Origin of the sequence: Beijerinckia sp. L45, from assembly GCF_009765775.1 — a bacterium.
GTDB lineage: Bacteria > Pseudomonadota > Alphaproteobacteria > Rhizobiales > Beijerinckiaceae > RH-AL1.
Map to the genome: position 1 here is coordinate 1 of NZ_LMUU01000178.1, position 20,046 is coordinate 20,046.

Genomic DNA, 20,046 nt, shown 5'->3' on the forward strand with positions numbered 1-20,046 from the left:
TGGCACTGAGGTCGGCCGCGTAACCGCCCTTCGGCTTGTGGCCGATACCAGCGACGGTTTTGGGATCTTCCGGACTGAAGCCGGCGAGAACGTCGAGCGTCAGCGCGGCATCGCGCACGCAGCGGGCGATCGGACCGACGACGTCGCGGGTGCTGCCGGCGAGCGGCATCACACCGGCATTCGGCACCAACGCGAAGGTTGGTTTGATGCCGACCAGATCCTGTGCCGAGGCCGGGTTCTGAATCGAGCCGCCGGTCTCTTCGGCGAGGCCGAGCACGGCCATACTTCCGGCAACAGCCGTCGCGGTCCCGGCGCTGCTGCCGCCGGGAATGCGATCCGGCATCACCGCGTTGAGCCCGACACCGGCCCAGCTGTCGCTGGCGTGGCTGCCGGTGGCGCTCAGCACGGGGACGTTGGTTTTCCCGAGGATGATGCAGCCGGCGGCGCGCATACGCGCAACCACTGGCGAATCCGTCGCCGGGATGAGATCGGTGCCGCCGGCGCGGGCGCTCAGCAGGCGCCAGCCGCCGGTGCTGGGAAGCCCGGCCATGTCCATCGTATCCTTGACGACGACGGGCACGCCGGCGAGCGGCCCTAGAGCCTCGCCAGCGGCACGGCGCTTGTCGATCGCACGGGCGTCGGCCAGCGCATCTTCGTTCATCGTGATCACGGCGACGTAGCGCGAATTATAGAGCGCAATCCTGTCAAGATAGGCCTGCGTCAAGGCTTCGGATGTCAGCGCGCCGGCAGCAAACGCGGCCTGCACGTCTGCGACGGTCATTTCGACGGGATCGACGGCGGAAGATCTTGGGGCGGTGTCGGGGGTCACGGCAACTCCAATCCAGCGTGGGATAGCGCATAATAAAACGGTGCCGGCACGAGATCATCGCGCCGGCACCGATGGTTTACAACAGTTGGAAGACCGACCGCATCAAGAGAGAGAATTGCAACGCTCAGCCGTGAGCGGCAATACCGAGAAGGACGCCGACCGGAACAACGACAGTGCCGCCAAGGTAGAAGCCATCCTTCGGATGGATCGGCGTCACCGGATTGAAGAAGCTGTTCGGGTGGATGATGTACTGGGCGACCGGCTCGAAAGCGAGGCCATAGGGCAGCGCGACATGCGCGTTGAACTCGAAGATGTACTTGTCGCGAGCAATGCCTTGACCGGTCCCGCCTGCTGCCAGGTTGGCCGCACCGAGGTAGGCATCGTAGCTCTTATTCAGGCGTTCCCAGTTGAACTTGACGCCGAACTGCGTGCCCGGGTTGTTCTGGAACGGCGCCAAAAGCTTGGCGCCGATGTAGACATCGGACTCGATCGGGATCGTCGAGTCGATCGCCCCACCGCCGCTGCCGTAGATCGAGATTGCCGTCGGCGTCGCGTTCTTCACCGTGCCGCCGTCAGCGCGCCACACGACCTGCTCGGCCTGGGCCACGACGCCCGACGTGCCCTGCGCATTGCGCGTCGGACCGAAGGCCGAGGCTGCGTTGAAGTCGACGTGCGACTGCGTGTTGAAGAAGCCGGTCAGGCTGTAGGTCGCGGGATAGGCCGTCGTGTCGTACTTGGTCTTATAGCCGATCTCGGCCATGCCGATGACGCCGCTCGCCTGCGTCTCGTTGAAGTCGTAGCCGGTCTCCTGGTTGCGGCCTTGATTTTCCGCGAACGCACCGGCTTCGACGTAAACCGGGGAGTTGGTTTGATAGCTGATATTACCACCGAGCACGCCATATTGCGGCGAACTCCAGCCCGCATTCAGGACGAGAATGTCCTGGAAGCAGCTGTTGATCGAGTCGCAGTTCGGGATCGCGTAGAAGCGGTCGGGATGGGTGATGCCGGCCTCGATATCGAGCTTGCCGTCCATCAGCTTCTGCTCGATCGTGGCGCGCGACAGACGCGTGAAGGTCGGGTTGAACGGCGGCTGGTAGCCGACCTGGCTGTCACCGATCTGGCCGGCGAGGTTCAGATTGTGGACGTTGGCGAAAAAGGTGTTCTCATAATGCAGGTACGTGCCCTGCAGGCCCGCCGCCTTGCCGAGATCGATGTCGGTGCCGACGATGATGTAGGTGGAGTTCGAGCCGCGACCACGCTGCAGACCGGCGCTCGGGTTGCCCTGGAAGAAGTCCAGCGCCAGCACATGGAAGGTGAATCCGCGATCGGCGAGCGGCGCGAAGATTGACGACAGCGGGCCGCTGAAGCCTGGCGTTGCGGCGGGAGCGATGAAGTCGGGCGCAGGCGCGCGGGTCGGAAGATCGGCAGCGAAAGCGCCGGATGTTGCGCTGGCGAGGGCCAGAAGCGAGCCGCCGGCAAGGGCGAGAGCACCGGCACGAAAGCCGGACGACGAGCGGGCGGGAGCGAGATCCCGGCACATGGTATCAGACATGAAATACCCCCTGACAAACTCGGTAGCGCCGCTTTTGCGGTCAATGCACCTTTTCTCGCGAGCCCACCCCCCGTTGCGCGACCCCCACCTCGCAACGGAACCGGTGTGGATCCAGACCATCGGTCCGCATCCCCATACGCTCGAATCATGCGCGACTCAGAAACCATTCCTCAGCGCGCACAGGCAAGCTCTTGTTCTTATTCAGCTTCTCATCTGGCATCTTCATGCAGCCGCGTGGTTTTTAGCCCACACTTAGCTGCATGAACATGCGTTTTGCCTAATGGCTGATCATCCACGGCCGTGCGTTCGGGAATGACTTCACGGCCGATGGCGCCTGCGCTGCCGGTTTGCGGGTGTTGCAACATCCGCAACTCGGTCCGTGCGATCCGCTGGAGCGCCGGGGCGCATAAGCGGAGCGCTCGTTAATTGCGATGCTTTTTCGTTTGGTCGCGTCCATGTTCGCCAAGGCGGGCGCCGTGTTGAAAGCGCGCGGCGACGAGTCGCCGCACAGGTCGCACGGATTGGGCTCCGCATACTCCGCCATCGGCCGGAAGGCCGTGAATGGACCGCAGGCTGCGCATTCGTACTCGTAGACCGGCATGGGCAGGCCTCAGAGGTCGGGCGCGAGCGGCATGTCGATGCTGCCATCGAGATGCTTGATCGGGCCATCCGCGCCGGGGTTGATGTCGAATGCGAAGATTTCGGTCGGCAGCCAAAGCGTCGCCGACGCATTGGGGATGTCGACGACGCCGGAGATATGCCCCTGCACCGGCGCGGTCCCGAGGATCGAATAGGCCTGAGCCCCGGAGTATCCGAACTTCTTCAAATATTCGATGGCGTTAAGACAGGCCTGGCGATAGGCGACGCCAACATCGAGATAATGCTGACCGCCGGATTCGTCGACCGAGATCCCCTGGAAGATCAGGTGATCCTTGTAGTTCGGCGTCATCGGGCTCGGCTTGAAGATCGGGTTCTTCACGCCGTATTTGTTCATGCCGTCCTTGATCAGGCCGACCTTGAGATGCAGCCAGCCGGCCATCTCGATGGCGCCGCAGAAGGTGATCTCGCCGTCGCCCTGACTGAAGTGCAGATCGCCCATCGAGAGACCGGCGCCGGGGACGTAGACCGGGAAATAGACCTTGGATCCGCGCGACAGATCCTTGATGTCGGCATTACCGCCATGTTCGCGCGGCGGCACGGTGCGGGCGCCTTCGCCGGCAGCCTTATCGCGGGCTTCGCCCTTGAGACGGCCCATGTGCGCCGTCGGCGCGAAGGGCGCATTGGCAAGCGGCGGCACGCGGTCTGGGTTGGTCGCGATGAAATCGACTTCGCGCTTGTTCCAGGTGTCGAGCAGCTTGGGGTCGGGCAAGCAGCCGATCAGGCCGGGATGGATCAGGCCAGCGAAGCGCACGTCGGGGATATGGCGCGACTTCGTGAACATGCCCTCAAAATCCCAGATGGAGTTTTGGGCCTGGGGAAAGTGGTCAGTGAGAAAACCGCCGCCATTCTGCTTGGAGAAGAAGCCGTTGAAGCCCCACTGGCTCTCGACCTTGGCGCCGATGTCGAGGATCTCGACAACGAGAAGATCGCCCGGCTCAGCGCCCTTGACGTGGATCGGGCCCGACAGAAAGTGGACGATGGAGAGGTCGATGTCGCGGACGTCGGAGGCGTCATCGTTGTTCTTGATGAAGCCGCCGGTCCAATCATAGGTTTCGATGATGAAATCATCGCCGGGGCTAACCGTCGCCACCATCGGAATGTCCGGGTGCCAACGGTTGTGCACCATATCGTTGTCGAAAGCGGACTGCTTCAAGTCGACCTTGATCAGGGTCTCGGCCATGCTTCTCGTTCCCCTTGTGTGGTGGCCTGGCGTGATCCGCCCGGTCCGATGATTAGAGCGCGTTCCGGCGGATTTGGTAGCGTTTTCCGCATGGCAATCGCTCCGCCTTTTGTAAGAGAGCGGCGGTGACGGTCGGATGATGTCCGGCCGCGCGGTCCTCTAGACGGAGAGAAAGCGGGAGATCTTGGCGCCGTCGATTTCAGCACCGCTCTCTTCGTGTACGATCTCGCCGTTCTCGATGACGAGAACACGATCGGCGATATCGAGCGCGAAGCTCAGCACCTGCTCGGACACCAAAATCGACAGGCCTCGCTCGTCGCGAATGCGCTTCAGCGTGCGGGCCATCTCACGGATGATCGAAGGCTGGATGCCCTCGGTCGGCTCGTCGAGCAGAAGCACTTTGGGTTCACTGGCGAGCGCGCGCGCAATCGCCAGCTGCTGCTGCTGGCCGCCGGAGAGATTCCCGCCGCGGCGCTTGCGCATTTCCAGCAGCACCGGAAACAATTCGTAGATGCCGGTCAGGATGCTCGACTTGCTGCTTTTCGCCATGCCGGTTTCGATGTTCTCCTCCACCGTCATCGACGAGAAGATCATTCGACCCTGCGGCACGTAGGCGACGCCGCCAGCGACGCGCTGGTAGCTCTTCAGCTTGGTGATGTCGAGATCGTCAACCTTCATCGTACCGCGCAACGACGGCAACAGGCCGATCAGCGCCTTCATCAGTGTCGTCTTGCCCATGCCGTTGCGGCCCATGAGCGCAATGATCTCGTTTTTGGCGAGCGAGAGATTGAGGCCGTGAAGCACTTCGCTCTTGCCGTAGGCGACATGCAGGTCGTCGATGGTCAACATGGCGTTCGACATAGCAATCAGCCTCAGTGCCCGAGATAGACTTCAATGACCTTGGGGTCATTCTTGACGTGGTCCATGGTGCCTTCAGACAGGATCTTGCCCTGGTGCAGAACGGTGACCGTGCGCGCGATGTCCTCGACAAATTTCATGTCGTGCTCGATCACGATCACCGAACGGTCGCTGGTGATGCGATTCAGCAGTTCCGCCGTCTTCAGGCGTTCGCTGACGCTCATGCCGGCAACCGGCTCGTCGAGCATCAGGAGATCCGGATCCTGGATGAGCAGCATGCCGATCTCAAGCCACTGTTTTTGGCCGTGGCTGAGATATTCGCCGCGCTTGTTGAGCATGTCCTTGAGAAAAATGATCTCAGAGATTTCTTCGACGCGATCGATAACCGCCCGATCGCGAAGGAAGGTCAGCGCGCCGAACACGGTGCGCCCCTTGGGATAGGAGATCTCGAGGTTCTCGAACACGGTGAGATCGTCGTAGATCGACGGCGTCTGGAACTTGCGGCCGACGCCGGCCAGAACGATCTGGCTCTCGCTCATCTTGGTGAGTTCGCGATTGCGGAACTTGATCGAACCTTCGCTCGCTTTGGTCTTGCCGCAGATCAGGTCGAGCAGCGTCGTCTTGCCGGCCCCGTTGGGGCCGATGATGACGCGGATGTCCTTTTCGTCGACGTAAAGATTGAGGTCGCTGACCGCCTTGAACCCGTCGAAGGAGACGGTGAGGTTTTCGACCGCGAGGAGATAATCGGTGTTGCTGCCTTGCATGATATTCTACTCGGCCGGTTGCGACACGGAGGGATCGGCGCTCTTCGGACGCGGGGTCGACCCGAGCAGCCGCTTCACATAGGGGTCGAGCGTGCTGCGGTAGATGCCCGCCAAACCATTGGGGAAGAGCATCACGACGCCGATGAACAAGGCACCGAGACCGAACAGCCAGAGTTCCGGGAAGGATTCCGAGAACGACGTCTTGGCGAAGTTGACCAGAAGCGTGCCGTAGATCGCGCCGAACAGAGAGAAGCGACCCCCGACGGCAGCGTAGATCACCATTTCGATCGACGGCACGATGCCGACGAAGGTGGGCGACATGAAGCCGACCTGCAGGGTGAACATCGCGCCGCCGATCGCGGCGAACACCGCTGCCAGGCAGAAAATGAAGATCTTGAAATTGGCGACGGAGTAGCCGGAGAACCGCACGCGATCCTCTTTCTCGCGCATCGCCACCAGGATGCGGCCGAGCTTGGAGCAGGTGACGTATTGCGCCAACAGCAGGCAGGCGATGAGCAGGATCACACAGACGAAGTAGAGGATCGTATGGGCGTGATCGCTGCGGATGTCCCAGCCGTTCAGCGTGCGTAGATCGGTGATGCCGTTGACGCCGCCGGTATACCCCTGCTGACCGACGATGAGGATCGTCAGGATCGACGAGATCGCCTGGGTGATGATGGCGAAGTACACGCCGCCGACGCGACGCTTGAACATCGCGGCGCCGATGACGAAGGCGAGGATGGTCGGCAGGATGAGGATTGCGATGATCGTCAGCGGGAAGCTCTTGAACGGCACCCAGAAAGCGGGAAGCGCCGTGATCTGGTTCCAGTCCATGAAGTCCGGGATGCCGGGCGTCGACTGGATCTTGGTGTTCTCGATGCTTGAGGCTTCGAGCTTGAGATACATCGCCATGCAGTAGCCGCCGAGGCCGAAGAAGCAGCCCTGCCCCAGGCTCAGAATGCCGCCGTAGCCCCAGCACATGACGAGGCCGAGCGCCACGAAGGCGTAGGTCAGGTATTTGCCGACGAGGTTGAGCCGGAACGGATCAACCACAAGGGGAAGCACCACCAGAAGAAAGATGGCGAGGATCGCGAGGTTGAGCCAGCCGCTGCGCGTGAGGAAAGTGGTTCCGTTGGGCATGATGGAAGCTCCTCAGCGCCGTACTTTGAGAGTGAAGAGACCTTGCGGACGCAGCATCAGCAACCCGACGACCGCGAGGAGCGTGATGACCGCAGCCATCGAACCGGAGAGGAAGAATTCCAGCGTCGACTGCGTCTGCGAGATGGTGAAGGCCGAGGCGATGGTGCCGAGCAGGCTCTGCGCGCCGCCAAATACGACGATGAGGAAGGCATTGACGATGTAGAGCTGGCCGGAGGTTGGGCCGGTCGAGCCGATCATCGTGAACGCAGCGCCGGCAATGCCAGCAATGCCGCAGCCGATGCCGAACGTGTAGCGGTCGACCTTTTCCGTGTCGATGCCGACGGCGCCGGCAATGGCGCGGTTCTGCACGACGGCGCGGACGTTCTTGCCCCAGCGCGACTTGTACATCAGGAAACCGACGCCGATGGTGATGAGGATCGTCAAGGCCATGATGATCATGCCGTTGATCGGGATTTCGATGCTCTCCGTCGCATGCCAGGAGCCGAGCATCCACTGCGGCAGCTCGACGCCGACTTCACGGGCCCCGAAGATCGTGCGGTAGGCCTGCTGCAGGATGAGGCTGAGGCCCCAGGTCGCGAGAAGCGTGTCGAGCGGACGGTTGTAGAGGTGGCGGATCAAAACATATTCGACGATCAGGCCCATGATGCCGGAGGCTATGAAGGCCAATACGATCGCGACGAAGAAGTAGATGCTGAACAGCCCCGGCAAATGCGCCTGAAAGAACGTCGAGGTGAGATAGGTGACGTAGGCCCCCAGAATCATGAACTCGCCGTGGGCCATGTTGATAACGCCCATCTGTCCGAAGATGATCGCAAGACCAAGCGCCATGAGGACGAAGACGGAAAACAGGATCAGGCCCGCGAAGCCTTGCATCACAAAGATGGATCCGAGGTCGGTGAACGTATAGCCGCCTAACATCGCTGAACTCTTCGGTGTGATGTTGCGAAGGGATCGTGGTGGACCGGAAGACCCGATCCACCACGGAGACTTAAGGTTTACTGGTAGCCCTTGGGAAAGGGGTTCGGTTCGATCAGCTCGGAGGTGTAGACGATCTCGAACTGGCCATCGAGCTTGGCGCGGGCGACCCGCGACTTCGACCAAAGGTGATGGTTCGGATGGATCTTCACCTCGCCTTCCGGCGCGGCCATCGTGATGCCCGGCGAGGCCGCGGCGATCTTGTCGATGTCGAAGCTGCCGGCCTTTTCGCAAGCGGCCTTCCACAGGAACGGCGACTCGTAAGCGGCCTGCTGCGGATCACCGATGACGGCATCGGCGCCCCACATTTTCTTGTAAGCGGCGACGAAGGTCTTGTTCTCCGGCGTATCGATCGACTGGAAATACTTCATGCAGGTATAGGCGCCGGCGATGTTTTCCGCGCCGATGCCTTTGGTCTCGTCTTCGGTCACGGCAAGTGCGATGAGCAGCTGCTTCGAGAGGTCGATGCCCGCGGCCTTCATCTGCTTGTAGAGCGAAACGTTGGAACCGCCGACCACCGTCGAGAAGATCACGTCCGGCTTCTTCAGCTTGATCTTGTTGATGACCGACGCGAACTGCGTCGAGCCGAGCGGGAAGTAGTCTTCGCCGACGACACTGCCGCCGAGCGCGGTCTCGATATGCTTGCGGGCGATCTTGTTCGACGTGCGCGGCCAAATGTAGTCCGAGCCGATGAAGTAAAAGGTCTTGGCGTGCTTTTCCTTGCCGAGCCAGTTGAGCACGGCGAGCGTCTGCTGCGTGGCTTCCTGGCCGGTATAGATGACGTTCTTCGACTGTTCGAGGCCCTCGTAGAAGGTCGGGTAGTACAGCATGCCATTGTACTGCTCGAACACAGGCAACACGGCCTTGCGCGACGCGGAGGTGAAGCAGCCATAGACGCTGGCGCACTTGTCGACGACGAGAAGCTTCTTCGCCTTCTCGGCGAAGGTCGGCCAATCGCTGGCGCCGTCTTCCTGGATGATCTTGATCTGACGGCCGAGCACGCCGCCAGCGGCGTTGATCTGCTCGATCGCGAGCTTCTCGCCTTCGACGGCGCCGATCTCGGAGATCGCCATCGTACCGGTGATGGAATGCAGGATGCCGACGGTGACCGTCGTATCCGTCACGGCGAGACCCGTCGTGTTGACGGCACTGGTAGCCGCTGCCGCATACGCCCGGGGCGCCATCAAGCCGACGGCGGGAAGCGCGGCCATGCCCTTCAGGATCTGGCGGCGGCTTGAATTCAAATCGTTTTTGGAATCAGACACGTCTTTTTCTTCCGACAAGAGAGACATCTGGAATGGCGCGCATCGGCTATAAGGAACCGACGCAACAAGCTCGCCGCAGCGACAACTCGGCATCGCATTTTCCGTGCCTAGAAGAGTGGCGCGGCGACAACGCCGCCGCGCCTTTCGCGGACGGGCTTAACGCCCGTTCCTGCGACTACTGGTAGCCCTTGGGGAAGGGGTTCGGTTCGATCAGGTCCGGCGTTTCGTAGACGACATCATACTGGCCATCGAGACGGGCGCGACCGACGCGGGTCTTCGACCAGAGATGATGGTTCGGATGGATACGAACGTAGCCTTCCGGAGCGCCGGTGAACTCGACACCGGCGGACGCCGCCGCGATCTTGTCGACATCGAAGCTGCCGGCCTTTTCGGCGGTCAGCTTCCACAGCCACGGGCCGAGGTAGGCAGCCTGGGTGACGTCACCGATGACCGTCTTCTCGCCCCACATCTTCTTGAAGGCCGGCACGAACTTCTCGTTGTTCGGGTTCTTCAAGGACTGGAAGTACTTCATGCAGGCATAAGCGCCGGCGATGTTCTCGCCACCGATGCCTTCGATCTCGTCCTCGGTGACCGAGATGGTCATCAGGATCTGCTTGTTGAGATCGATACCCGCCGCCTTGAGCTGCTTGTAGAACGCGACGTTCGAGCCGCCGACGATCTCGATGTAGATCACGTCAGGCTTCTTCAGCTTGATCTTGTTGATGACCGAGTTGAACTGCGTGTGGCCGAGCGGGAAATAATCTTCGCCGACGACCGTCTGCTTCAGATGCTCTTCGATGTGCTTGCGCGCGATCTTGTTCGAGGTGCGCGGCCAGATGTAGTCGGAGCCGATGAGATAGTAGGTCTTGGCCTTCTTCTCCTTGTCGACCCAGTTCAGGCCGGCAATGATCTGCTGGGTCGCTTCCTGACCGGTGTAGATCACGTTCTTCGACTGCTCGAGACCTTCGTAGAAGGTTGGGTAGTAAAGCATGCCGTTGTACTGCTCGAACACCGGCAGCACGGCCTTGCGCGACGCCGAGGTCCAGCAGCCGAAGACGGCGGCGCACTTGTCGTTGACGAGAAGCTTCTTGGCCTTCTCGGCAAACGTCGGCCAATCGCTGGCGCCATCTTCCTGGATGATCTTGATCTGCCGGCCAAGAACACCGCCAGCGGCGTTGATCTGCGAGATGGCGAGCTTTTCGGCTTCGACCGAACCGGTTTCCGAGATGGCCATCGTGCCGGTCACGGAGTGCAGAATGCCGACGGTGACGGTGTCATCCGTCACGGCGAGGCCGGTCGTGTCGACGGCGCTGGTCGCTGCGGCTGCGAAGGCGCTCGGCGCCATCATGCCGGCGGCGGGAAGAGCGGCCATGCTCTTGAGAATCTGGCGGCGGAGAAGGTTCTTCGGACCGTCGTGTTCGTCGTTACTGGACATTAAAATCCCCCAGCTGAAGCACCCGTATGGCGTGCTTGGCGTCGCTGCCGGGGCACCATCGCAAGGAATGCGGCAGCGCAATATACGTAGGATTGCGTATAGAAAACGAGGGGTTAGAGCGCGCGCCTGTTATTTAGCGCCAGTGCTCAACATAGCAGCTTTGCCTGCCTTTGACGGGGCACGACCTCCGTTTGATACCCATCAAAACGAGAGATCGCCAAACGGTGCAACACCCCGTTCGCGCGACCCCAGGTTGCAAGCGCCGGCTGTGCAGAGGCTGCAATGCGTTACGGCGGCGTCAAACCTTCAAGGGGCGCTGCGGCCATCGAATGGCGGCTTATGCGTCCTTGGTGCCCTCTTCCGCAACGACTTTGCCGGCGTCGATCAGCCCCTTGAGCCGCGCGTGATAGCTCTCGGCGGGGCCTTCCATCGCGACGAGCAGGGTCGGCCCGTCGAAGCGCACCCGCCAATGCAGATTGCCGGCGCTGTAGCCGAGCTCCACTGCGGCTGCGGCATCGCGTGGCACGAAGCGCAGCCACTTAGGAGTCGTGACGCGCACGACCAGCGCATCGTCGGGTTCGAGCACGAGGACGGCGCCATCAAAGAGGGACTGATCGCGCGGCAGCGCAAGGGCGACATCGGCGCCACGCGTGGTCGTTGCGCGGAAGCGCCGGCGTTCGATCGCCGCGCTCTCGATCACCAGCGTATCAACGGCATCGCGGTGTTCGAGCCGATGCAGGGGCTCTGCGATTCCATCATCGTGACGGCCTCCAAGGACCCGGTCGATGAGGCGCATGTATGGAGGCCTTTCTCAATGCCGATGCCGGCCGGAGGACCCGGCCGGCAATCATACTCAACTATCGGACTTACACCGAGTTCGCCGCGCGGGATCAGCGCGCGGCGGTTTTGGCGGAGCGGGGCGCGGCTTTGGCGGCCTTTTTGGCGCGGGCGTCGTCGAGCTTCACTGGAGCCGCACCGGCGCCGACCAGCGGAATGCCGTCGATCGGGCACTCTTCCGTGCCGACGGTCTGGCGGGTGATGGCCTCGACCTTCAGGCGCATCGCCTCCGGATCGGCGATCCAGTCGCGGTAGAACTCGTAGGGGCAGTCGGCCATGCCGTGCTTTTCCTCCTTCGAGTTGATCATGCCGGTGTAGCCGCGATGCAGCAGCTTGAAGAGGTGGTTCTCCGACTGCTGGTGCTTGCGCGCGTCACGGATCAGGAACTTCGAGAGACCGGCATACTGAATGCCCATCTCCTCGGTGCCGCATTCGCCGAGCGTGCGCCCGTCGAAGCCGATCAGCGCGGAATGGCCGAAGTACGTGTAGACCCCGTCGAAGCCGGCGGCATTGGCCACGGCGACATAGGTGTTGTTGGCGAAGGCCATCGCTTTCGACATCAGGATCTGCTGCTCTTTGGCCGGATACATGTAGCCCTGGCAGCGGATGATCAGCTCGGCGCCGCGCATCGCGCAATCGCGCCAGATTTCGGGATAGTTGCCGTCGTCGCAGATGATCAGGCTGACCTTGAGACCCTTGGGCCCGTCGCTCACATAAGTCTTGTCACCGGGATACCAGCCCTCGATCGGGGTCCACGGCATGATCTTGCGGTATTTTTGGACGATCTCGCCCTGGTCGTTCATCAGGATCAGCGTGTTGTAGGGCGCCTTCTTGGGGTGTTCCTCATGGCGCTCGCCAGTCAGCGAGAACACGCCCCAGACTTTGGCCTGGCGGCAGGCGGCGGCGAAAATCTCGGTCTCGTCGCCAGGCACGATAGAGGCCGTCTCGTACATTTCCGTGGCGTCGTACATGATGCCGTGGGTCGAATATTCCGGGAAGATCACGAGGTCCATGCCCGGCAGGCCGGCCTTCATGCCGACGATCATGTCGCCGATCTTCTTGGCGTTGGCGAGAACCTCGGCTTTGGTGCAGCCGCGGCATCTTGTAATTGACGACGGCGACGCCAACGCTGTCGTTGCTGCTGGAAATGTCACCGTGCATCATTTGTGGGCGCTCCCATGCCTGGTTCGATTGAGCGGCTTACTGCTCGACCGCCTCTAGCAAGGAGGACACCAGGATCAAAAACAACACGCAAGCGTGACTCGTGGCTTCTTGTCATGCAACGCCGCCGGCCTACAGCTTGAGTGCCTCGCGCAGCACCCGCATCATATCGGCGTTGGCAGCCTCACGCGTCCCGGTCTTGCTGGCATACAGGCTAGCGGCTGCGACATGCTGCTCGACGATCAAGACCGCGACCTGTCGCAGGGCCGCGACGGCGGCTTTGATCTGTTGCAGTTCGTCTGCACAATAGCGATCCGCCTCGATCATCGCCTTCAACCCGCGCACCTGACCCTCGACGCGGTTGAGTCGGTGGATCAGCGGCTTCTTCTCCTCGTCGCTGCGATGCAGATAGATCTTGCCGTCTTCAATTTTGGACGTCTTCATTCGCCAGCCTTTTGCCTTGCGGTCCCATCTTCGTACAGAGTGATAAATCGCTTGGCGAGCGGTGAACCGCGGCACGACGGCTTCTCAGAGAGTCGGGCGCGCGGGAATTCGCTGGCCCAGGCCCCGTCTCGGCGAGCCGGCTACGATAGACCGGGGCCGAATTCGTGTTAGGTGGGATCGTGGAATCAGCCACTTAGAAGATGGGCGATGACCTTTTCCAAAACGTTTACCCAATTTGCCAGCTTCGTTGCCAAGACCACGGGCCGTCCCGTCACCTTCGTTCTAAGCGTGACCACGATCGCCGTGTGGGCGCTTTCGGGTCCGATCTTTCACTTTTCCGACACCTGGCAGTTGGTGATCAACACCGGGACGACGATCATCACCTTCCTCCAGGTCTTCCTGATCCAGAATACGCAAAACCGCGACGGCGCTGCGATACAGGCTAAACTCGACGAGCTCATCCGAGTCAGCGCCGCGCAGAACCAATACATCGGGATCGAACAATTGACGGAGGAAGAGATGGTCGCGCTCCGTTCTTGCGAAGGCGACGAAACCCGGGCCGGGCGTCTGGCCGCGGCGCTGGCCGCCGCCGACGAAGCCGAAACCCTCGCAAACAAGCGCGCCACGGAAGCGGCCGCCACAGCGAAAGGCCAGTATTCCTAACCGCGGTCCGACGCCGTCAGACCCGAGCGACGCCTGAACGCAAAAGGCCGGCAGAACGTCTGCCGGCCTTCTTGTGATTCTATTCAGTAGCGCTTAGCGATCCTGGTCGACGGCGGCTTCCCCGCGATCGTGCGCGACCGACCGGCCCTGACGCGGGGCGACACCGAAGGCGTTCAGCTGGTTCGCGGTCACATCGACCGGCGCCTCGAGCGCGCGGATGTCCGTGTTCGGCGGCGTGAAACCCTGCGCGTTGGCTACGCCGGCGCCGAGAGCAAGCAACGCAACGGCGGCAACGGCGACGATTTTCGAATTGGTTTGAAAGGTCTTCATGGCGGCATCCAATGTCTGTGTTTCTTCGATGGACGGAAGATGACCTTTTGCGCGCCCAGGCAACAGACAGAAAAATCGGTTTGTACCTTTCCGATATACGGAATGATCAACAGATTATGAACAAGCTACCTTCCGCCAAAAGGACGATTGCATATGCCAACGGCACCATTCTTGCTTGCCGGAGCGTGATGGAAGACACACGGCACGTGCCCGGTTCACTTTCCGCGTGGCCCGCATGACTGGCGAGGCCGATCCGCTCATCGTTACAGCAGCCTTCGACCACGCTACGGCGACAGAGTTTCAGACACTCCGCGACCGACATTTTCCGCCGCGGATCAATATTGTCCCTGCGCACCTCACCCTGTTCCATTCCTTGCCCGGCGCGGAGCTCGCGGCGGTGACCGCGCGGCTCGCCGCGATGGGCCATACGGAGGGGGAGATCGCCTACAGAGCCGACGGCCTGCGCTTCTCGGGACGTGGCGTCGCCCTATCGATCGCGGCACCGCGACTCGTCCTGCTCCGGAATACGCTGGCCTTCGACTGGCGGGCGTGGCTTACGAATCAGGACCAGCAGCCATTCCGGCCGCACGTCACCATTCAGAACAAGGTCGATCCCGTTGCCGCCCGCGCCCTCCATGCGCGGCTCGATGCGGCGCCACCGGAGATCCGCGGCAGGATCGTAGGCTTGGACCTCTGGCATTACCGCGGCGGACCGTGGGAACGGGTCGCTCGCCACGCCTTCGCAGAAGATGCTTGACGCTGCCACAGAACCTAACGGGACGGTAACACACGCGCCTCAGTCTGGTCTTTCATGCGACGACCAGAGGCATCATGCAGATGACCGCACGAGAACAGAAGGTACTTGACCAAACCATCGAGATTGTTCTCGATCGCGGATCGGCAATCATCGCGGAACGCCATGATATCCTCACGCGCATGATCGAAGATGATATTGCGGAGTCGGAGCGCGAGGCGCTGGCGCAACGCTTCCTTCATCTCGGCATCCAGTGGCATCTGCTGACGGCCACGGGCCAAACCAAGCATTAGGCGGACGCTATGATCCCCTTCACCGATGCGCTGCCGCCGCCTCCCCCGATGGACATCGTGATTCCCTACCACGTATTCCAAGGCTTTCTGGCGCTACAGATGCTGGCGATCCTCATGCTCCTCAGCGTCGCGCTCTATCACAACCACACCGGATTTAGGGGCGACCCGAAACGGAAACCGTAGCCCGCTTCGTCGCAGAACACGGACGAAGGATTTGGCAACGACGTGAGCCTTACGTCCCGCAAAAGGTCTGGAACACGCGCTGGTCGGCAGGCGGCGGCTCGGCAAAGGCCCTCAGTTTCGGTTGATCGTCGAAGGGTCGGGACAAGACCTGCATCAGGGCCTCGAACGGCGCGAAGTCCTGTCGCGTGACGGCGGCCTCGATGGCCGCCTCGACGCGGTGGTTGCGCGGGATGAAAAGCGGATTGACCCGGCGCATCGCCCCGGCGCGCCCAGCATCGTGCTGCGGCTCCTCGGTCAGACGCACGCGCCACGCCTCGGCCCAGCGGTCGAAAGCCTGCGGGTCGATGAACTGGTCGCGCGCCGGAGTGGCGTCGCCGTCAAGCGCATCGCTCAGATGGCGAAACGTCAGCGTGAAGTCCGCCGAATTGGCCGCCATGCAATCGAGAAGATTTTGCACCAGGGCAAGGTCGTTCGGCAACGCCGTCATCAGGCCGAGCTTCGACCGCATTCCCGCGAGAAAGGCCGTCTCGTAGTAATCGGGAAAAGCGCCCAGTGCGGCATTGGCTTGCGCGATGGACGTCTGTTGATCAGCGTCGAGGAGCGGCAGCAGGCTTTCGGCCAGCCTCACCAGGTTCCAATGCGTGATGCCCGGCTGATTCTGGTAGGCGTAGCGTCCCTGGCGGTCGATCGAACTGAACACGGTCGCGGGATCATAAGCGTCCATGAAGGCGCAGGGGCCGTAGTCGATGGTTTCGCCTGACACCGCCGAGTTGTCGGTGTTCATGACGCCGTGGATGAAGCCAACCAGCATCCAACGCGCCACGAGATCCGCCTGCCGCGCGATGACGCCGTCGATCAAAGCGCGATACGGGTTTGAAGCCCCCGCGGCGTCGGGATAATGCCGGGCGATCACGTGGTCCGCCAGCTGCCGCAACGCTTCGACATCGCCGCGCGCGGCCAGAAACTGGAACGTGCCGACGCGGATGTGGCTCGCCGCGACGCGGGTGAGGATGGCGCCAGGCAAGGCCGTCTCGCGCTGGACGCGATCGCCTGTGGTCACCGCCGCCAAGGCCCGCGTCGTCGGGATGCCGAGCGCGGCCATGGCTTCGCTGATGATATATTCCCGCAGCACCGGGCCGAGCGCGGCCCGTCCGTCGCCGCGGCGCGAGAAGACGGTGGGGCCGGAACCCTTCAGCTGGATGTCGCGGCGCGCACCGCTACGATCGACGACTTCGCCGAGCAGGATCGCGCGGCCGTCGCCAAGCTGGGGCGTGAAATTGCCGAACTGGTGCCCGGCATAGGCCGTCGCGATCGGTTCGGCGCCAACCGGCACGCTGTTCCCCGCCAGGACAGCAAGACCATCCGCCGTCGTCAAACTATCGGCATCGATCGCCAGCTCGTAAGCCAAGGCCCGGTTGACGGCGATAAGGTGTGGCGCCGACACCGGAGTCGGCAGCACGCGGTCATGGAAGGGGCCGCGGAGCCTGGCGTAGCTGTTGTCGAACGGAATGTGGATGGCCATGCGGGTTCTGCAACCTTGCCGAATTCGAGGCGCGCCGTAACCTCTCAGGTTCAAAAGGCGCTTGCATCTTTGACAGTCAACGTCGAAGGGATCGCCGAAGCAGGGAACCGCCCTGCCCGATCGAGACACCGGGACCCGGAAAGCATGACGTCAGAGTTAGATAAGGTCGACATTCTGGTTTTAAAGGCAATCGCGCCCGACGCCATGAAAGCTTTGGCTGACCGTTTCACGTTGCACCGCCTCGATCTGGCAGCGGATCGCGACGCCTTTCTGAACGAGGTCGGCCCGCGCATTCGCGGCATGGCGGCGGGCGGCCAGGTGCCGACGGACGGCGCCATGTTCGAAAAGCTGCCCAACCTGGAAGTCATCGCGAATTTTGGCGTCGGCTATGATGCCATCGACGCCGTCGAGGCCCGGCGTCGCGGCATCATCGTCACCAACACGCCCGACGTGCTGACCGACGAAGTCGCTGATCTGGCCGTGGGCCTGCTGCTCGCCACCATCCGGCAGATCCCGCAGACCGACCGTTATCTGCGGGCCGGGCATTGGCCGAACAAGGGGTCCTATCCACTCACCGCCACCTTGCGCGGCCGCACCATCGGCATTCTGGGGCTCGGCCGGATCGGCCGCGCCATCGCGACCCGCCTTGAAGGATTCGGGGTGGCGATCGCCTATCACGGGCGTCGGCCACAGCCCGACGTCGCCTACGCCTATCACCCGACCTTGCTCGCGATGGCGCAGGCCGTCGACGTGCTGATGGTGGTCGCGCCCGGCACTGCCGAGACGCGCAACGTCGTCGACGCGAAGGTGCTGGCCGCGCTTGGACCGGATGGTGTCGTCATCAACGTCGCCCGCGGCAGCCTGATCGACGAGGTCGCGCTCATCGAGGCGCTGGCGTCAGGCACAATCCACAGCGCCGGCCTCGATGTCTTCGCCGAGGAGCCGCATGTGCCCGAAGCCCTCGCCGCGCTCGACCATGTCGTGCTGCTGCCCCACGTCGGCTCCGCCTCGGTCCACACCCGGCGGGTGATGGGGGCACTGGTGGTGGAGAACCTGGAGTCGTGGTTTGCGGGAAACGGCCCGCTCACGCCGGTACCTGAAACGCCGTGGGTCGCAGGTCGGTAAACCTTTTTGGGGGGCGGCTGACCGAGCCTTCCGTGGCTTGGGTCATACTGAATCCACGCCCGCGAACCTCCCGCCGCCGCCTTACGACTGCTCAAGTCGCGAGGGCTGCCGTCACTGATCTCGATCGAGTCTCTACCGGTTTCCAATCAAACAGCGGCGCGCGCCGCGATCGGCCGACGGCGCAGGGCCGCCTGTGTCGTCGCCAGCGGGTCGTAGGCCGCCGCGACCGGTCCGACATCGACGCCTGGCGGCACGATCGTATCGATCCGGTCGAGAACGTCATCTTCCAATACGACCGACGCTCCGGCAAGCAGATCGTCGAGCTGTTCCATGGTTCGCGGTCCAAGGATCGCCGACGTCACCCCGGGGTGTGCGATCACGAAAGCCATTGCCATGTGGGTCAACGACAGGCCGGCCTCTGCGGCGACGGGAATGAGGCGCTCGATGGCGTCCAGATTGCGCGCGTCGGACATTTGATTGCGAAAGAATTTGACGCGCAGACTGTCCGGCAACGGTTGATCCTTGCGGTAGCGACCGATGAGCATCCCTTTCGCCAGCGGACTCCAGACCAGCGCTCCCATTCCATACGTCTGGCAGAGCGGCAGCACCTCGCGTTCGATGCTGCGGTTGAGGATCGAATAGGGCGGCTGCTCGGTGCGGAAGCGGGCGAGGCCGCGGCGCTCCGCCACCCATTGCGCTTCCACGATCTCGGAGGCTGGGAAGGTCGACGAGCCGATAGCGCGCACTTTTCCAGCGCGCATCAGATCGGTGAGCACCGACAGGGTCTCCTCGATATCGGTGTCCGGCGCGGGCCGGTGAATTTGGTAGAGGTCGATGTGATCGGTCTGGAGGCGGCGCAGCGATCCCTCGACCGCTTGCGTGATCCAGCGCCGCGAATTGCCCTGGCAATTCGGATCCTCCCCCATCGGACCGTGGACTTTGGTGGCCAGCACGATGGTATCGCGCCGCCCTTTGAGCGCCTTGCCGACGATCACCTCGGACTCGCCGTTGCTGTAGCGATCGGCGGTGTCGACGAAGTTGATGCCGGCATCCAACGCCTGGTGGATGATGCGGATACAATCGTCGTGGTCAGCGTTGGCGATGCTGCCGAACATCATCGCGCCGAGGCAATAGGGGCTGACCTTGATGCCGGTTTTCCCTAGCGGGCGATACTGCATGGTCATGTCCTTCCAGGCGTAAGTGTTGGATTGCGGCCCGACGATCCCGGTGCCCTCGCTTGATCGGGAGTCACCACGGAATTGGGCCGCTCGCGCTCGAGAAGGTCCCGGTCGGGCCGTTGCGACCAAGCATCGCAAGGCGCACCGGCTCGCGTGCGCCCTCCTCGACGGACTGCGTCCCGGCATAATTGTTGAGGTTCGTTTTGGTGAAGCCGGGACAGGCGGCGTTGACGGCAATGCCGGCCGATTCCAGCTCGATCGCCATGGCGAGCGTCATCGCATTGAGCGCCGTTTTGGATGCGGGATAGACCGGGCCAAAGATGGGGCGATAGGGGAAGGCCGGATCCGCGTTCCGCGTCAGCGAGCCGGCGCCACTCGACACGTTAACGATGCGGGCGTCCGGCGCTTCGAGCAGGAGCGGCAACATCGCTTGCGTCACCGCGAGGACGCCGAACACGTTGGTCTCCCAGACCGTGCGCACCTCGTCGAGCGATACGTTGCTCGGGCGCGTCGACTTCGAATAATTCTCAACCGACATGCCGGGCTTCATCCGCGTATTCGAAATGGCGGCATTGTTGACGAGGACGTCGAGGCGACCGAACTCGTTTCGGATATGCGCAGCCGCAGCGGCGATAGACGCCGCATCCGTCACGTCGAGTTGAAGCGCGTGCGCGTCCGGTCCGACGGCCTTGGCCGCAACTTCGCCGCGGTGAAAATCCCATGATCCCACCAGCACCGTGAAACCGAGCGCCGCGAGATCTTTTGCGATCTGCAGACCGATTCCCTGATTGGCACCTGTGATCAGGACGACTTGTTTGTCCGACATGGCAGATTTTCCCTCGCAGTGACGTGTAGCCAATGCCGATGCGCCGTATTA

The 20,046-nt window shown here is 62.4% G+C and carries 22 protein-coding genes and 1 pseudogene; 6 read left to right on the forward strand and 17 right to left on the reverse strand.

The window, feature by feature from the left end:
* The 9 genes from GSQ79_RS19550 to urtA (GSQ79_RS19590) all read right to left on the reverse strand — a co-directional run.
* The coding region (locus tag GSQ79_RS19550; RefSeq protein ID WP_174243249.1) for an amidase at positions 1 to 781 on the reverse strand (781 nt) is incomplete at its 3' end.
* A 172-nt stretch (positions 782 to 953) separates the two neighbouring features.
* The gene (locus tag GSQ79_RS19555; RefSeq protein ID WP_158810342.1) at positions 954 to 2,381 is read right to left on the reverse strand and encodes a carbohydrate porin; all 1,428 of its coding nucleotides are present in this window, start codon (positions 2,379 to 2,381) and stop codon (positions 954 to 956) included.
* Positions 2,382 to 2,658: 277 nt separating this feature from the next.
* Entirely contained in the window at positions 2,659 to 2,982 is a 324-nt protein-coding gene (locus GSQ79_RS19560; protein ID WP_158810343.1) for an FmdB family zinc ribbon protein, read from the reverse strand.
* A 9-nt stretch (positions 2,983 to 2,991) separates the two neighbouring features.
* Positions 2,992 to 4,221, reverse strand: coding sequence for a formamidase (fmdA, locus tag GSQ79_RS19565; protein WP_158810344.1), 1,230 nt, complete (start codon positions 4,219 to 4,221; stop codon positions 2,992 to 2,994).
* A gap of 159 nt (positions 4,222 to 4,380) precedes the next feature.
* Positions 4,381 to 5,070, reverse strand: coding sequence for an urea ABC transporter ATP-binding subunit UrtE (urtE, locus tag GSQ79_RS19570; protein ID WP_158810386.1), 690 nt, complete (start codon positions 5,068 to 5,070; stop codon positions 4,381 to 4,383).
* 23 nt (positions 5,071 to 5,093) lie between these two features.
* On the reverse strand, positions 5,094 to 5,843 hold the full coding sequence (gene urtD / locus GSQ79_RS19575; protein ID WP_158810345.1) for an urea ABC transporter ATP-binding protein UrtD: 750 nt from the start codon (positions 5,841 to 5,843) through the stop codon (positions 5,094 to 5,096).
* Between the two features lie 6 nt (positions 5,844 to 5,849).
* Positions 5,850 to 6,983, reverse strand: coding sequence for an urea ABC transporter permease subunit UrtC (gene urtC / locus GSQ79_RS19580; protein WP_158810346.1), 1,134 nt, complete (start codon positions 6,981 to 6,983; stop codon positions 5,850 to 5,852).
* Between the two features lie 12 nt (positions 6,984 to 6,995).
* The gene (gene urtB, locus GSQ79_RS19585) at positions 6,996 to 7,922 is read right to left on the reverse strand and encodes an urea ABC transporter permease subunit UrtB (RefSeq protein ID WP_158810347.1); all 927 of its coding nucleotides are present in this window, start codon (positions 7,920 to 7,922) and stop codon (positions 6,996 to 6,998) included.
* A gap of 77 nt (positions 7,923 to 7,999) precedes the next feature.
* On the reverse strand, positions 8,000 to 9,190 hold the full coding sequence (urtA, locus tag GSQ79_RS19590; protein WP_246725454.1) for an urea ABC transporter substrate-binding protein: 1,191 nt from the start codon (positions 9,188 to 9,190) through the stop codon (positions 8,000 to 8,002).
* Positions 9,191 to 9,276: 86 nt separating this feature from the next.
* Here urtA (GSQ79_RS19590) and GSQ79_RS29090 point away from each other — a divergent pair, with 86 nt between their 5' ends.
* Positions 9,277 to 9,429 (forward strand): hypothetical protein, encoded by a 153-nt coding sequence (locus tag GSQ79_RS29090; protein WP_210253145.1) that lies wholly within the window; start codon positions 9,277 to 9,279, stop codon positions 9,427 to 9,429.
* Here the strand turns inward: GSQ79_RS29090 and urtA (GSQ79_RS19595) are convergent.
* The 4 genes and pseudogenes from urtA (GSQ79_RS19595) to GSQ79_RS19610 form a co-directional block, all read right to left on the reverse strand.
* The gene (gene urtA, locus GSQ79_RS19595; RefSeq protein ID WP_158810349.1) at positions 9,420 to 10,679 is read right to left on the reverse strand and encodes an urea ABC transporter substrate-binding protein; all 1,260 of its coding nucleotides are present in this window, start codon (positions 10,677 to 10,679) and stop codon (positions 9,420 to 9,422) included. The two genes, GSQ79_RS29090 and urtA (GSQ79_RS19595), sit on opposite strands and share 10 nt — an antisense overlap.
* A 337-nt stretch (positions 10,680 to 11,016) precedes the next feature.
* Positions 11,017 to 11,475 (reverse strand): urease accessory protein UreE, encoded by a 459-nt coding sequence (ureE, locus tag GSQ79_RS19600; protein WP_158810350.1) that lies wholly within the window; start codon positions 11,473 to 11,475, stop codon positions 11,017 to 11,019.
* Between the two features lie 193 nt (positions 11,476 to 11,668).
* Positions 11,669 to 12,680 (reverse strand): annotated as a pseudogene (locus GSQ79_RS19605) (aliphatic amidase); the annotation flags it as partial.
* 129 nt (positions 12,681 to 12,809) lie between these two features.
* Positions 12,810 to 13,196 (reverse strand): metal-sensitive transcriptional regulator, encoded by a 387-nt coding sequence (locus tag GSQ79_RS19610; RefSeq protein ID WP_246725448.1) that lies wholly within the window; start codon positions 13,194 to 13,196, stop codon positions 12,810 to 12,812.
* A 132-nt stretch (positions 13,197 to 13,328) separates the two neighbouring features.
* Here GSQ79_RS19610 and GSQ79_RS19615 point away from each other — a divergent pair, with 132 nt between their 5' ends.
* Positions 13,329 to 13,784 carry a low affinity iron permease family protein gene (locus tag GSQ79_RS19615; protein WP_158810351.1) on the forward strand — a complete coding sequence of 152 codons (456 nt, stop codon included), beginning with the start codon at positions 13,329 to 13,331 and terminating at the stop codon, positions 13,782 to 13,784.
* A gap of 93 nt (positions 13,785 to 13,877) precedes the next feature.
* Here GSQ79_RS19615 and GSQ79_RS19620 read toward each other — a convergent pair whose 3' ends face one another.
* Positions 13,878 to 14,114 carry a hypothetical protein gene (locus tag GSQ79_RS19620; RefSeq protein ID WP_158810352.1) on the reverse strand — a complete coding sequence of 79 codons (237 nt, stop codon included), beginning with the start codon at positions 14,112 to 14,114 and terminating at the stop codon, positions 13,878 to 13,880.
* A gap of 235 nt (positions 14,115 to 14,349) precedes the next feature.
* Here GSQ79_RS19620 and GSQ79_RS19625 point away from each other — a divergent pair, with 235 nt between their 5' ends.
* The 3 genes from GSQ79_RS19625 (at position 14,350) to GSQ79_RS19635 (ending at position 15,344) form a co-directional block, all read left to right on the forward strand.
* Positions 14,350 to 14,871: a 2'-5' RNA ligase family protein gene (locus tag GSQ79_RS19625; protein WP_210253146.1), complete on the forward strand. Its 522-nt coding sequence runs from the start codon at positions 14,350 to 14,352 to the stop codon at positions 14,869 to 14,871.
* Between the two features lie 74 nt (positions 14,872 to 14,945).
* Positions 14,946 to 15,161, forward strand: coding sequence for a hypothetical protein (locus tag GSQ79_RS19630; protein WP_158810354.1), 216 nt, complete (start codon positions 14,946 to 14,948; stop codon positions 15,159 to 15,161).
* Positions 15,162 to 15,170: 9 nt separating this feature from the next.
* Complete coding sequence (locus GSQ79_RS19635) at positions 15,171 to 15,344, forward strand: hypothetical protein (protein WP_158810355.1); 174 nt, start codon at positions 15,171 to 15,173, stop codon at positions 15,342 to 15,344.
* 49 nt (positions 15,345 to 15,393) lie between these two features.
* On the opposite strand, the gene GSQ79_RS19640 is transcribed toward GSQ79_RS19635, so the two are convergent.
* Complete coding sequence (locus GSQ79_RS19640) at positions 15,394 to 16,866, reverse strand: YdiU family protein (protein ID WP_158810356.1); 1,473 nt, start codon at positions 16,864 to 16,866, stop codon at positions 15,394 to 15,396.
* Positions 16,867 to 17,010: 144 nt separating this feature from the next.
* On the opposite strand from GSQ79_RS19640, the gene GSQ79_RS19645 reads away from it, so the two are divergent.
* Complete coding sequence (locus tag GSQ79_RS19645) at positions 17,011 to 17,991, forward strand: 2-hydroxyacid dehydrogenase (protein WP_158810388.1); 981 nt, start codon at positions 17,011 to 17,013, stop codon at positions 17,989 to 17,991.
* A gap of 146 nt (positions 17,992 to 18,137) precedes the next feature.
* Here the strand turns inward: GSQ79_RS19645 and GSQ79_RS19650 are convergent, their stop codons facing one another.
* Both GSQ79_RS19650 and GSQ79_RS19655 read right to left on the reverse strand, forming a co-directional pair.
* On the reverse strand, positions 18,138 to 19,169 hold the full coding sequence (locus tag GSQ79_RS19650) for an aldo/keto reductase (RefSeq protein WP_158810357.1): 1,032 nt from the start codon (positions 19,167 to 19,169) through the stop codon (positions 18,138 to 18,140).
* Between the two features lie 70 nt (positions 19,170 to 19,239).
* Complete coding sequence (locus GSQ79_RS19655; RefSeq protein ID WP_158810358.1) at positions 19,240 to 19,995, reverse strand: SDR family NAD(P)-dependent oxidoreductase; 756 nt, start codon at positions 19,993 to 19,995, stop codon at positions 19,240 to 19,242.
* Between the last annotated feature and the right edge of the window lie 51 nt (positions 19,996 to 20,046).

Coding starts and splice junctions, on each gene's coding strand:
- GSQ79_RS19625 (WP_210253146.1), top strand. CDS start 14,350: ATGACTGGCGAGGCCGATCCGCTCATCGTTACAGCAGCCTTCGACCAC.
- urtA (WP_246725454.1), bottom strand. CDS start 9,190: ATGGCCGCGCTTCCCGCCGTCGGCTTGATGGCGCCCCGGGCGTATGCG.
- GSQ79_RS19620 (WP_158810352.1), bottom strand. CDS start 14,114: ATGAAGACCTTTCAAACCAATTCGAAAATCGTCGCCGTTGCCGCCGTT.
- GSQ79_RS19560 (WP_158810343.1), bottom strand. CDS start 2,982: ATGCCGGTCTACGAGTACGAATGCGCAGCCTGCGGTCCATTCACGGCC.
- fmdA (WP_158810344.1), bottom strand. CDS start 4,221: ATGGCCGAGACCCTGATCAAGGTCGACTTGAAGCAGTCCGCTTTCGAC.
- GSQ79_RS19615 (WP_158810351.1), top strand. CDS start 13,329: ATGACCTTTTCCAAAACGTTTACCCAATTTGCCAGCTTCGTTGCCAAG.
- GSQ79_RS19555 (WP_158810342.1), bottom strand. CDS start 2,381: ATGTCTGATACCATGTGCCGGGATCTCGCTCCCGCCCGCTCGTCGTCC.
- GSQ79_RS19635 (WP_158810355.1), top strand. CDS start 15,171: ATGATCCCCTTCACCGATGCGCTGCCGCCGCCTCCCCCGATGGACATC.
- urtE (WP_158810386.1), bottom strand. CDS start 5,070: ATGTTGACCATCGACGACCTGCATGTCGCCTACGGCAAGAGCGAAGTG.
- GSQ79_RS19640 (WP_158810356.1), bottom strand. CDS start 16,866: ATGGCCATCCACATTCCGTTCGACAACAGCTACGCCAGGCTCCGCGGC.
- GSQ79_RS19655 (WP_158810358.1), bottom strand. CDS start 19,995: ATGTCGGACAAACAAGTCGTCCTGATCACAGGTGCCAATCAGGGAATC.
- GSQ79_RS19645 (WP_158810388.1), top strand. CDS start 17,011: ATGACGTCAGAGTTAGATAAGGTCGACATTCTGGTTTTAAAGGCAATC.
- urtC (WP_158810346.1), bottom strand. CDS start 6,983: ATGCCCAACGGAACCACTTTCCTCACGCGCAGCGGCTGGCTCAACCTC.
- urtA (WP_158810349.1), bottom strand. CDS start 10,679: ATGTCCAGTAACGACGAACACGACGGTCCGAAGAACCTTCTCCGCCGC.
- GSQ79_RS29090 (WP_210253145.1), top strand. CDS start 9,277: ATGGCGCGCATCGGCTATAAGGAACCGACGCAACAAGCTCGCCGCAGC.
- urtD (WP_158810345.1), bottom strand. CDS start 5,843: ATGCAAGGCAGCAACACCGATTATCTCCTCGCGGTCGAAAACCTCACC.
- urtB (WP_158810347.1), bottom strand. CDS start 7,922: ATGTTAGGCGGCTATACGTTCACCGACCTCGGATCCATCTTTGTGATG.
- ureE (WP_158810350.1), bottom strand. CDS start 11,475: ATGCGCCTCATCGACCGGGTCCTTGGAGGCCGTCACGATGATGGAATC.
- GSQ79_RS19630 (WP_158810354.1), top strand. CDS start 14,946: ATGCAGATGACCGCACGAGAACAGAAGGTACTTGACCAAACCATCGAG.
- GSQ79_RS19650 (WP_158810357.1), bottom strand. CDS start 19,169: ATGCAGTATCGCCCGCTAGGGAAAACCGGCATCAAGGTCAGCCCCTAT.